General features: G+C 54.8%; 14 protein-coding genes and 1 pseudogene. 8 read left to right on the top strand and 7 right to left on the bottom strand.

All coding sequences use genetic code 11. The features are described 5' to 3' along the window. Positions 1-43: 43 nt before the first annotated feature. From HY298_20865 to HY298_20845, 5 genes are all read right to left on the bottom strand, one after another. Positions 44-265 carry a hypothetical protein gene (locus tag HY298_20865; protein ID MBI3852713.1) on the bottom strand — a complete coding sequence of 74 codons (222 nt, stop codon included), beginning with the start codon at positions 263-265 and terminating at the stop codon, positions 44-46. Positions 266-453: 188 nt separating this feature from the next. Then, positions 454-912: a JAB domain-containing protein gene (locus HY298_20860; GenBank protein ID MBI3852712.1), complete on the bottom strand. Its 459-nt coding sequence runs from the start codon at positions 910-912 to the stop codon at positions 454-456. Continuing rightward, complete coding sequence (locus HY298_20855) at positions 909-1898, bottom strand: toprim domain-containing protein (protein MBI3852711.1); 990 nt, start codon at positions 1896-1898, stop codon at positions 909-911. Before HY298_20855 ends, HY298_20860 begins: the two co-directional genes overlap by 4 nt. Positions 1899-1974: 76 nt before the next feature. Next, a complete protein-coding gene (locus HY298_20850; protein MBI3852710.1) occupies positions 1975-2286 on the bottom strand; it encodes a single-stranded DNA-binding protein in 312 nt (103 codons plus the stop codon). A gap of 214 nt (positions 2287-2500) precedes the next feature. Beyond that, a complete protein-coding gene (locus HY298_20845; GenBank protein ID MBI3852709.1) occupies positions 2501-2680 on the bottom strand; it encodes a hypothetical protein in 180 nt (59 codons plus the stop codon). An 83-nt stretch (positions 2681-2763) separates the two neighbouring features. On the opposite strand from HY298_20845, the pseudogene HY298_20840 reads away from it, so the two are divergent. Then, a pseudogene (locus tag HY298_20840) lies at positions 2764-2976 on the top strand (UbiD family decarboxylase). 74 nt (positions 2977-3050) lie between these two features. On the opposite strand, the gene HY298_20835 reads toward HY298_20840, so the two are convergent. Together HY298_20835 and HY298_20830 are read right to left on the bottom strand one after the other, a co-directional pair. Beyond that, positions 3051-4340 (bottom strand): hypothetical protein, encoded by a 1290-nt coding sequence (locus HY298_20835; GenBank protein ID MBI3852708.1) that lies wholly within the window; start codon positions 4338-4340, stop codon positions 3051-3053. 48 nt (positions 4341-4388) lie between these two features. Then, positions 4389-4973 (bottom strand): hypothetical protein, encoded by a 585-nt coding sequence (locus tag HY298_20830; protein MBI3852707.1) that lies wholly within the window; start codon positions 4971-4973, stop codon positions 4389-4391. A gap of 113 nt (positions 4974-5086) precedes the next feature. On the opposite strand from HY298_20830, the gene HY298_20825 reads away from it, so the two are divergent. The 7 genes from HY298_20825 (at position 5087) to HY298_20795 (ending at position 12082) form a co-directional block, all read left to right on the top strand. After that, on the top strand, positions 5087-5443 hold the full coding sequence (locus HY298_20825) for a helix-turn-helix domain-containing protein (protein ID MBI3852706.1): 357 nt from the start codon (positions 5087-5089) through the stop codon (positions 5441-5443). Then, on the top strand, positions 5440-6384 hold the full coding sequence (locus HY298_20820; protein MBI3852705.1) for a PD-(D/E)XK nuclease family protein: 945 nt from the start codon (positions 5440-5442) through the stop codon (positions 6382-6384). Before HY298_20825 ends, HY298_20820 begins: the two co-directional genes overlap by 4 nt. Then, complete coding sequence (locus HY298_20815; GenBank protein ID MBI3852704.1) at positions 6381-8753, top strand: hypothetical protein; 2373 nt, start codon at positions 6381-6383, stop codon at positions 8751-8753. The genes HY298_20820 and HY298_20815 overlap by 4 nt, the downstream gene beginning before the upstream one ends. After that, complete coding sequence (locus tag HY298_20810) at positions 8750-9115, top strand: hypothetical protein (protein ID MBI3852703.1); 366 nt, start codon at positions 8750-8752, stop codon at positions 9113-9115. The genes HY298_20815 and HY298_20810 overlap by 4 nt, the downstream gene beginning before the upstream one ends. After that, a complete protein-coding gene (locus HY298_20805; GenBank protein MBI3852702.1) occupies positions 9108-10241 on the top strand; it encodes a hypothetical protein in 1134 nt (377 codons plus the stop codon). Before HY298_20810 ends, HY298_20805 begins: the two co-directional genes overlap by 8 nt. Before the next feature lie 94 nt (positions 10242-10335). After that, complete coding sequence (locus HY298_20800) at positions 10336-10785, top strand: hypothetical protein (GenBank protein MBI3852701.1); 450 nt, start codon at positions 10336-10338, stop codon at positions 10783-10785. Positions 10786-10789: 4 nt separating this feature from the next. Then, positions 10790-12082 carry an ATP-binding protein gene (locus HY298_20795; GenBank protein MBI3852700.1) on the top strand — a complete coding sequence of 431 codons (1293 nt, stop codon included), beginning with the start codon at positions 10790-10792 and terminating at the stop codon, positions 12080-12082. The last annotated feature ends 9 nt before the right edge of the window (positions 12083-12091 follow it).

Below are 12091 nucleotides of genomic sequence, written 5' to 3'. Positions count from 1 at the left end.
GCCTCCGGTGAAGGAAGCGGGCTCTCCAGTCAGGGGTTGTGGTTTACGCCTTGGTGTTGGCGGCGGTCTCCAGACGCACCGTGGCCCCGGCCGGGATCACCGTGCTGCGGTCCTGTTCGATGCCTTCCACCAGCGCCTTGGTGTGGTCGCCAAAGCCGAGGGCGGCCTTGAACACATCACTCTCCTGCAAGTCGCCGAACGTGAAGTCGTCCTCGACCTGCTTGGTGATGCTGTCCACGCCGTATTTGACTGTGATGTTTTTCATACTGTTGTTCTAACCTTTCATTGTTCGTTTGTTGGCTGCGAGATTGAGTCTCATCAGTGTGCGCGCATACGCACAGACGCCTCGCGGCGTTTCGACTTGGTATGAGTTCTTCGGTTGAGTCCCCGACGGTTGGATCCGTCGGGAAAGGGAAGACCCGCAGTCGGAGGACGGCGGGTGTGAACGGTTCGCTAACAGGCGAAATAGCCCAGACTTCGAAGAGACGAATGCCGGCCCACGCCAATGATGACGTGGTCCAAGACTTCAATTTTGAGCAGTTGCCCGGCACGAATCAGGTCGCGTGTGACTTTGATGTCCGCTTCGCTCGGTGTGGGGTCACCCGAAGGGTGATTGTGTGCCAGCACCAGGGCGGCAGCGCTGGCAATGATTGCGCCGCGAAACACCGTGCGAACGTCAACAAGCAGAGTGTCGATCGTGCCGAAGCTCAGCAGTTGATGGCCTTTGACCCGCCTTCGCGTGTTCAACAGCAACACGGCCAGACATTCGCAATCCGAGTTGTAATACGGATTGCTCGTGATGTTCAGCCGCCAGTATTCCGCCACCTGTTCGGGCGTCTCACAGATCAGCAGCGTTTCCGGGGTCGGACATTCCCGCAACGACACCACCTTGAACTCCTGCGGTGGTTTCATGCGGCCACTCCCTTCTCCGAATGTTGCTCGATCAATGCCAGGAGTGCTTCCGGTTCAAGCGAATCAGGCTGTTGCCCTTCAGCCAGCCGGACGATGTTCACAACGACGTGCTTGCCTAACCGTTCCTGTGCTTCGGCCCTGCCTTTTCTTCCCGCCGCGTCCTCATCGAACAACAGCAGCACATGACCACTCTCTCCGGCGAGTTGCACGATGCAATCTTCCTGTCCCGGTGACAACATGCTGCCCATCAGCGACACGACCCGGCGATGGCCTGCCTGCCATATTCTCATGCACCCGAAGAATCCTTCGACCACCACCAGTGATTCGGCAGCGCTTTCCTTCACCGCCCGATGTTGGTTGAACAGTTCGAGCGACTTTCGGAAACCGCACGGCAGACGGTATTTGGGCTGTTCGTCCGGCGGTGTGCCCGGCCAGCGACTGGCATACGCCACCAGATTTCCTTTCGCGTCGTGAATCGGAATCGCAACCCAACCTCGCAACATTCCGCGCGAACAATACCCCAAGCCGAAAGTGCGGATGGTTTCTGGTGTCAGCCCGCGCTTTGTCAGATACGAATGCGCTCCGTCCAGTGCCCCCAATGAGAAGCGCAAGGGCGGATTGGTTTCCTTCCGAATCGGGATGACTTTCTCCTTTGCCACCGGACGAAGGGCTTCATGCCCATTGCCCGATTCGAGGTTAAACCAGTCCTGTAACAACAGCCCGGCCTCCCGGATGCCGACCTTTTCCATCTGGCTCACGAAGTCCACGATGCTCCCGCCGCCGTGACAGTCTCCGAAACAGATCCAGCAGTTCTTCACCAGGTTCACCCGGAACTGCGTCGAGTTGTGGCCGCGATGCAACGGACAGACCCCGCTCAGGCTGTCCGCGCCGCGTCGCAGCGTTTCCAATAATCCATACCGCCCCAACACCTGCTCCATGGATATGGATTGTTTCAATCGGTCGAAACCGATGAATTGCTTGTTCATAATTTGGTCCTCCAGAAAAAAAGAAAGAGGAGAAGCCGTTGAGCTTCTCCTCTCTCGGGTTTGAGGTTGAAGGGAATCAGTCTTTCGCGAAGGTCAGGCTGCGATTAAAAACCACGACTTCTACGTTCGACCTCCCATTGGCTTCTCCATTCCACGAGGCGATCCGGCCCTGTAACTCCACGCGCAATCCTTCCCCGTGGCTGATGAGCTTCTGCTCCAACTCCGGCGACGGACCAAACAGGACACAGGGCACTTGGTTCACGCGCTCCTTCGTCTCGCCTTCGTCATGGCCGTCCCGGGTCTCCACGGTAAACCGCAGAACTTTCCGGTCCACGCCCTTGACGCTGGCATTCCGAACGATGCGCCCGGCTAACACACACAGGTTCATGTTGCTTGTTCCTTTCTTGTTCTTTCCGCGAAGGCGTTGCTCTACCCAGCACCCACTGGCACAGGGCTGTCGCTATCGGGAAATTGTCGCGAACGTAAAGCTCACGCTCGCCGAGCCGTGACCGGCTCGAAATGCATTCCTTGAGTTCGGGGTCCGTTGAGGGTTGTGGGCGTCAAAACGCGCACAGCCGGGACCGGGAGCCAACCTGAGAAGGTCAGCCTTTGAACTCGTGCTGATTTGAATCGGAGAAGTCGGTGGTGAAGTAGAACTTGCGGTAGCGTTCGATGAGATGATCGAGCTTGTGGTTCATGTCATGCAACATGCTCCGCAGTTCGCGCAATACGTGCAGAACCGCCTGGCGATCCTTGAATGAAGAAACTTTTCGCTTGGCCATGCCCAAGCGTAGGGCGCAACCTTAAAAAGGATTGCGCGCATTGGATTCGGAGAAGCCGGGTTCCGCGGAATTCAATACTTTAGACCAACGCTCTCGAGCTCCCCTCCAACGCCGACTTCGTTATCGAAGGCTACGTTGACCCGACCGAGCCGTATCCCGTGTTCCATGTCACGGGCATCACGCATCGCAAAGACGCCGTCTATCCCGCCACCATCGTCGGCATCCCGCCGATGGAAGACTTCTACATCGGCGGCGCGTCCGTGAAACTCTTCCTGCCCATCTTCAAGATGAGCTTTTTCATGGCCGTGCAAATAGCATTACCGATAGGAGTAATAACACTCGACGATTCGAGGTAAGTGAGCGACACGAATCAGACGCAAGCCATGTGGTGCCGACGCTTCATGGTCTCGTAAAACTTCTGGCAGTGACGACGTGCCTCCAGAATTGCCTCCGACCGCAGCACTTCCTCCAGGTCCGAGTCGGGTCGAATGGGAACAAACTCATCTTGAGTTGAATTTGGGACCGCAGTCTTGGGGGCGAACAGTTCGTGCAGGGAGAACAGGGCGCTGAACGGATTGGGGTCGTCCGGTGGGGCGGATGTGTCCTTCGTTTTTGGTTCTTCGATGAGCGATTCGATCTCGTTCACGATTATATCAAGGTCGGCCATGGGCTCGGGACTCAGCACATCGAAGGTTTCCTGCAATTCGCCACGGTCGAGTTCGCGACGAAGCACGGTGATTTCTTGTTGGTTCAGGGCATAGCTGGTGAAGCGTATATGAGTGCGCCCGCGAAATCCGTAACTCCCGCTGCCAATGCGTTCCGGAACGGCGCGAACGCTGAGTTCAATCACGATGACCGGTCGGGGCGCGCGCAGTTTTGACTTCTTGAACAGGGCCGGCAGGTCGCCACGGTCCACGGCCTCGTCCACGTGATATTCGGCTTCGGCCAGCAACGTCAGTTCAAACAACGCGGAGTTGAACACCGTGACCAGCGCGGCCGTGGGTTTGGCGGTCGAACCGAGTTGTCGGGCTGCTTTCAAGTAGGGTTTCAACCAGCGCACTTGCAGTTTCAAGGCATCCACCTGACTGCGCAGCAGACGACGGTCGATCAGTTTCCGCTGCTCCAGCACCGGATCGGGTTGGCTCGTCCCCTGCCCTGTTTGAAGGGACTCGCGGTCAATCCGCAGCTCAGAAATGAGGTGCAGAATGTGTTGCGCGCGTTGTTGCGCGGCCGACAGCGTCTTCATCGCTTCCTGCTGCATCTGGATTTGACGACGAGCCAGGTCGGCAAACATTCCTGAGCCGGGTGACGTTATAAAACTGTCCGTGAGTTTCGTGACCTGCCACGTTTCATGTGAGGTGATTTCGTCGAGCAGACTGAAGTACAGCGCCTCAATGCTGTCCCCAAGATTTTCGTAAACCAATGTGTGCTGCTCGACTGGACTTTGGAAGCCGGCCAGACGGAAGGGATTGATTTCTTCCAAACGTTCCAAGCTCACCCCGTTTGGTTCGACCGATTGCGCAACGGCTGCCGCTTTCACATAGGCGAAATGGTCGCGCTTAAGCGGGGCGTCTCGCAGATGCGTTGCTGTCTCTCGGCGCCGCCGCGCGGCGCAATACAGCTTGGGGTTGATTGCAGCGATGAGTTTGTGAATGTCCATGTCCCCTCGTCAGAAAAAAGAACCCGGACTATTTAATCGTATCGGCGATCACCGTTTCAGTTGCTCCAGGATGCGTCGGCCGGAAGGCGTGAGACGGTAGAGTTTGCAACCGCGTTGCTCGGTCACGCCCACCGGTTGAACCAGAGCCAGTTTCACGAGGTCTTTCAACGCACGAATGACTGGGTTGAGCCCGACGGCGTGCTCAGATCGAAGATGCTTTCGCATGGCCGTCGCGGTTTGTGGTTCATGGGTTTTTTCCTCTAAGCACCCGACCGCACCAAGTGTGAGCCGACGGATCTTGGCGCGCACGACCCAGGAGTATTTGCGCCAATGAACGTTTGATCGAGGATGCGTGACGCCGATGCCAAAGGCAGCGTGAACATCATCGCGGCCACGCTCGGTCAGGGCATAGAGACGACCGGTGACAAGTCGAGGATTGATGCAATAGACGATTTCGCGTTCTTGCATCTGGCGCAGCAGGTGCCAGACGTCGCGCAATTGAATGTGTGGGTTGATGGCCTGGGCGGTGGCGCAGATTTCCGTGCCGGTCATCGGCTTTCGCAAAGCCTGGGCTACGGCGGCGCGCTGACGACCACGCTTCAACCACGGTACGTCGTTCCTTGTGAGTGACATCAGTTTTGTCATCACTACGGGGTTTATAAACTTTGCGAGCAATGCATGGGAGAATCTTGCAATAATTTTGTTGCTTGACATATCAAGCACGCTTTGTATTTTATGCACAAGACATGAACAACGACCTAAACAAACTCGGGCAGTTTCTCAAGCGAGGCAGAGAGCGTGTGGCGCTATCCTTGCGCGCAGTCGAAGAATCGACTGGTATCTCGAACGCCTATTTGAGCCAGATGGAGGGTGCGAAAGTCCAGCGCCCTTCCCCGGTTGACCTTCACAAACTTTGCAAGCTCTACGAAATTCCGTATGCCTTGGCCATGGAATACGCTGGCTATCCATTGCCGGATGGGATGCCAGGTGCCACGAAACAACAGCACCTCTTAGCCCGGCTGGGGCGGACAACTCCGGAAGAAGAAGACGCACTGATCGATTACATGGAATTTCTTCGAGCGAAGAAGAGGAAGGGCAGATGATCTGGTCGTTCTCAGAAGGCAAGCTGTTCCGGAAGTGCCAACGTCAGTGGTTTTTTAACAAGCGCCTTGCGAACGCGATCTCCAAAGATCCCCGGCGTCGAGAGGCATACCTTCTGAGCAAATTGTCTTCTATCAGCGCTTGGCGTGGAAAAGTTGTAGATCAAGTTATCGAAAAGGTTGTTGTTCCCGCCCTCCAACGGAAAATCATCGTAACACTTCAGACTGCCACACAGGCGGCCAACAAGATATTTGACGCTCAACTCGACTTTGCGTTGAACCGCCGCATACGAGAGATTGGTTTCAAGGCGTCCGAGCACGAGGACGACCTAGCTGCTTTCTTTGTGGTGGAATACGGAGGGACTCCCGAACAAGACGAGATTGATCTCGCGAGGACCGAAGTGCTTAAGGCGCTGGCAAACCTTTTTCAGAGCTCCCAATTTCAAGAAGTCAGGGACAATATCAAATCGGCCAACTGGCTTGCTGCGCAGTGTCCCATCACTTTCCGCTACATGGGTGCCACGGTTCGCGCGGTCCCGGACCTCATCTGCCTTTTCCGCGACAAGTCGCCTTTGATCATAGACTGGAAGGTTCACCATTTTGGGGTTCACGATTACTACCAACAGCTTGTCGCCTATGCCATCACTCTGACCCGCTGCGGCGAACACAAGGGATTGCCGGCAGAACTGAGACGGCATCCTGCACACACCGTTCGCCTGGTCGAGGCACAACTGCTCACCAACGAAGCACGAACGCATTTGATCAGCGAAGAAGACATTCAGGCGGTCGAGGATCGTATGGCCACGGAAATTCAGCAAATGCTGTTGGCGGTGGATGGGCGGGAAAACAAGGAGTTATCCGCCGAAGATTTTCCAACGACAAACTGGGCCGGGGTTTGTCAAACCTGCAACTTCCGAAAACTATGCTTTGAGGTACAATCATGAGCGAGATCGAATCCAACATATTCCGCATTACCAATCTTGGTGATTTATCGTCCAAGTACCGCACGTACCGGATTGTAAACCTCCACAAGGACCAAGACGAATACTACCAGAACCGCCAGCATATCACGCGAAAGCTCAGCTTCAGGCTGCGGTCGCCGGTAGCAGTAATCGAGGAACATGGTGAGCCCGTGTTGGTGGTGAAGGATGACGCTCCCGCGCCACCCAAGGATATGTTCCTCGTCCGAACACAGGTTGTCTTTGAACCACTGGCAGACCAAGTCCACCTCGATTACACGGTGCGCTCTCCTAAGAACGATGACATCTGCATGCGCTTCATTAGCTTCCTCGTGCAAAACCCGCTACGCGTTCACCGCAATCTTTGGCAGCCAGGCTCAGGCAAGGCGTTTTTCGAACGGCAGCCGTGTAACCGGGGTGAGAGGCTCAACATGTATCGCGGATATTCCATTCGGCCCATCCTCACTCCTTCGGGGGACATCGGCCTTTGCGTTGACGCTGTTTCCAAACTGGTGTTCAACCACGCATTGCCCACACATCTTGACCGCCAAGAATTTCAACGCTTCAAAGGCCAGCACTTCATTTATCACTTCGGTTTGCAATGGTACGAGGTCACACTGACCGACTTCAGCGCCTTTAATGTGTCGCAGCAAAAGTTTCCCATCAATGGGAAGCCGGTTGTGCTTTACGATTATATTCTCGATCAATGCGAAAAACCGCTGCCGCCTGAAATTGCCAACCTCTCCAAAAACTGCGCGGTCGTCATGTATAACGACAACCGCGAAGACAAACGGTCAGCAGCCGCCAACCTCTGTTATCGTGTAGTCGGCAATGACGATCCAACGGCCCAAGATGAATTTCCTAGCCTTTCAATTGAACCGGGCGTCAGACGGCAGTTCATCCACTCCTTCGTCGAAAATTACCTTAAGAAACTGCGCTTTGGAGATAGCGAAATGAAAGTTAGTTCCAAGCCCATCAGCACGACGCCCAAGCTCTTCCCGGTTCCAGACTTCCAATTCGGTTGCTCAACAACGCTGTCAACGCGGGCCACGCCAGGGACGATTCAAGTCAGCCTCGATGATCTTGGTCTTAAACGTCTGTCTTTGCTGAAAGACAAGAGTGTTGGCTTTTACGAAGCCAGCCCGTTGGACAACTTTTGCTTCTTTATGCCACAAAGCGTTCACGAAACCTTCGGCCCGGCGCTGTTCAACGCACTGTGCGCAACCGTGGACGATCTTTTTCCACAAGAAAGCGGGTTCTCACCACAATTCGTCAGCTATGCGGATCGCAACGCTAGAACGTTTCAACAAATATGTGCCGCGATTTTCAGCAAGGCGGCCAGTGAAGTGAAGCGCGGCGGATTTGCTGTGGTTATGATTCCGGAGAACCAACGTCGTCGGCCCCGGCAAGAAGACACCTCTGCCTCACACATAATTCAGCAGCTTAGAGAGCAATTCGACCTGCGGGCGTCAGTTATCCATACAACCGTGGGGCACAATTGTTATGGTTCCGCTGCGGATGGACACGGGCGAACAGTGTATAAGCCGAAGGATCAAAGAGCAGAGAAGCGGCTCAAGGGCTACTTCCGGAACGTCGCCATTAACAAAATACTGCTGCTCAACCAAAAGTGGCCGTTCGTGCTAGCCACGCCAATGCACGCTGACGCCATCGTCGGCATTGATGTCAAAGGCAACATGGCGGGGTTCATCGCAACCAATAAGTCGGGCAACATCATTGTGCCGTTTCACCGAAAATCGCAGCAGAAAGAGAAGTTGATGCCCAAGCAATGCAAAGACTATTTCTGTGAGGTCAGCACCCGCCTGTTGCAGCAAGACAGTCATCCCCTCAAACACATCGTTATTCACCGAGACGGTCGTCTTTACGATACGGAGATTAAAGGCATCAACTTGGGACTGGCTAAGCTCAAAGCAGATGGAATAGTTGGCGCCGATACCCAAGTCACTTTTGTCGAAATTCCAAAGACGGCACCAGTGGCACTTCGTCTGTTCGATCTTTCTATCACCGATTATGGCGGGCCACATGTCCAGAATCCACAGATCGGGAATTACTATGCGCTGAATGCAACGGAAGGATTCGTTTGTACTACCGGGCGAGCGTTCCGACATGGCGGCACTGCAAAGCCACTTCACGTTATCAAGAACAACGGGAGCATGAGCATTGAAGATTGCCTTGATGATGTTTTTGCCCTGAGTTGCTTGGCGTGGACACGCCCCGAGGATTGCTCGCGCGATCCCATCACCATCAAACTCAATGACCGCTGGCTTGGTGAGGATGGTACCGAGCACAAGGAGGAAACCGAAACAGACGATCTACAAGAAGAGATCACCAAATGAGCTCAATTGGATTTGATTCCTGCTTCTACGACCGGTTGGACCAGTTCTCCCGATCACTCAATCATGTGTTGCTCGCCGCCAGAGGCAAAACCGAGTTGGCTCATGAAACCGACTGGCAGCAAACGCTGGAATTGATCCAGACACTCGCCGCGCTACGGAAACCATCGCTGGCCGCATCCTCTGTGGCGGCGTGCTTGAGAACACGCGTCGATAAGGAAACCGCCCAGTGGAGTCATGTCGCGGAAGCCGTCGCCAGGCGAATACTCGACCAGGACGCGAAACAGAAGCTCTACCAGCTTGCATGGTCACTGGACGAGGAAAGGGTAGCTGTTCTGGCGCGAATGAGGGCTGGCCATGCTTGACGGTTACATAAGAGGCGCGGCCACGCAGTTGATTGAACGGGCTACTTCGCTTAAGGGGGAAATTCCCAGGCCACCACGTCTCTGGTTTCAACGACTGGTGTCTCAATGCTGTATCAAAATTGACGGTGTCATCGCTGAACTAAAAAGACTTCGTGATGATCCCGACTTAAAGGATTCGGAGGCCGAACCGCTCCGTTTGCTTGAATTCAGGCGTCTTGCCGCCCAGATAGACCGTGTTGAGAATGCCGCCATTGCTGCGATGGCCCGCAGTTCAGAAAAGGAATCCGCAGTCAATCAACTGCTCGACGAGATGACTCGGGAAATCATCTACCCCATCGAATTTCCAACCGTCAGCCTCCTCTCGCAAAACTACTTTTACATTAGCACGGACTTTCAGTTGATGTGCATTCCCTTGATGGAGCTTCATTTCCTGCTGCATCTACCCGACATTTATCATGAGCTTGCCCATCCACTTTTTCGAGTCGAGAACGACCCGCGGGTCAAAGCGTGGCTAGAGGCATACAACAACGTCCAAGTCGCAATCAGCGCATATTTCACTAAGCAAATTGTCAAACTGGAAAGCGACCGGATGCCCGAATCCACCCGACAGGCGGTTGCCACCGCATACCAGAACTGGCAGTGCCAGTGGGTGGAGGAATTCTTCTGTGATTTGTTCGGTGTCTTCTCGGCGGGGCCAGCGTATGCATGGGCACACCTGCATCTTCACGCGGAGCGGGGAAGGAACTCTTTTCAATTGCCCCGCCGCTCCTCCAGTCATCCCGCGGACGCTCCCAGAATGGCGGTGATGCTCGAAGCTTTGAGCCTAATTAAGGAAGGAAAGGCCGCCACTAAGATCGATGAGAAATGGCAATCCCTGCTCGCCGTTGCCGGGAACTCCCAGCCTTCGGATTTCCATCGATATTATCCAAAGCACCTGCTCCGAAAGTGTGCGGTGGAAGCACACGAGGGATTTATCGGAATGGGCTGTAAACCATGGCCCGGCTCTGACAAGGACAAGGTGCGAAAGATTCTTAACGAAGCATGGAGCCGCTTCTGGACCTCACCGCAAACTTTCGCCACTTGGGAAAAAGAGAGCGCCGAAGCTTTACTGCAAAGCAAGAGCTAACCGCCTGGAACTCCAGCAATCGTCTGCCTTATCTTGCATTCCTCCGAATCCTTCAGCCACAAGCTATTTAAGCAGTCCGCGGTTCGGGCAATGGATGCAAACCCACGACGATTATCTCCAAACATACACCGCTTCGACTGATTCCGAAGCTGAAAACCCTGGTGCTCTCGATCATTTGCTTCATTCCAAATCCCGAATTCTGCGCACCAAACTTCAAGTGCTGGCCTCCGAGATTCAGGCGAGATTTGCCATGTGGGACCGCAATCTCGAACGCATCAGCGGCGAGAAGGAGATTGTCGAGACGCTGTTAAACCAGTCCACCCGATTGGCGAGGTATCATCTCCGGGAGCCGAACGAGGTCATCCGGTTGCGCGAATCTTCTCTGCAACTCGATGCGCGACGGCGTGAGGAGGACATCCAGTGCTGGCGCGATGTGGTGATGGTTATGGGCGATTTCCTCAACACATGGGAGGCGCACGAGCAGGCCAAGAGCCGCTCCATCTTCATCAACCATGCGGGAACTGGAACTGAAGAGTCTTTGTAAGAAATTGAAACCCATTTTGGGCAGGCGAGCGGATGCACTCTGGACAGCGTATGCCACGGCAGAGACGCCCCACTCGAAACTGGAAGCGGAAGCTCTCATCAATATGCTGGCCTCACAATATCTGTCCACCTCCGTGGGTGATGATCAAATCTTGTTGCCACCACCGTCGGCCGAGGCAGCCTCGGGTGAATTTCTGCTCGGCACTCCACGCTATGGGCGCCTGAAATTAAGTCCGATCTATCTGCGGCGTGAAAACTTCATTCGCCAGGTAAGCATCCTGTCCATGACTGGCGGTGGAAAAACCAATGTTGCCCAACTGTTGGTGCTGGGATTGTTGAGGCAGAAGATTCCGTTTCTCGTCGTGGACTGGAAACGGTCCTATCACACGCTGCGTTCCCTGAATCATCCGGATGTCGAACGATTGCAGGTTTATTCGGTGGGCCGGAAGACCGGGAATGAATTCAACTGGAATCCGCTGCGCGCTCCGCCCGGGATGCATCCCAAAACCTGGATCAGCGTGCTGGCCGAAGCGCTGGAGAAATCGCATGTCAGCGGTCCCGGAGTGGCCGACGTGTTCATTGAACTTTTCGACAAAAAGTTCGAGGAAATGGGGGTGTATGACGGGAAGCATTCCATGCTGCCAAATTTCTTCGATGCGCTGACCGAGCTTGAACGCACGCGGTTCACCGGACGACGTATGCTCTGGCAGGATAGTTGTCTCCGGATTTTACGCACCTTTACCTTTGGACCGGCGTCGGGGGCATTCAATGCCCGCAACCCGGTCCGCCTCGAGGAAGTTCTGGAGCAAGCCGCCATCATCGAACTGGATCAAGAGTTGCCGAAGCCGCTGCGAGTGTTCCTGAGCGACATACTGCTCCGGTGGATTCATCTGTATCGCCTGGGCCAGGGCGAGACCGATCAGTTGCGCCATGTGACTTTTCTGGAAGAGGTCCACAATCTGTTTCCGCGGAGTCATTCGGAGAAGCAATCCAGCAACAGCCTGGAAAATGTGTTTCGGGAGATTCGAGGGTTTGGCGAAGGACTGGTCAGCATAACCCAACATCCATCGCTCATGCCGATATATGTCTTGGGAAATTGCAATTGTCAGATTTATCTCGGCCTCCAACACGAGGACGACATCCATACCGCTAAGCGGGCGCTCTTTCTGGATGACGGTGACGAGGCGTTCCTCGACCGGTTGAAGGTCGGTCAGGGTATCGTAAAAATCAAGGGGCGCGTTAACCCGTGTCTGGTGGAGTTTCCTTTGGTCGCAGGGCTTAAGGCCGGGGGCAGCTAGATGGAAAGA

This window comes from Verrucomicrobiota bacterium (assembly GCA_016200005.1).
GTDB lineage: Bacteria > Verrucomicrobiota > Verrucomicrobiia > Limisphaerales > PALSA-1396 > PALSA-1396.
This window is presented reverse-complemented; position numbering and strand designations above follow the sequence as displayed.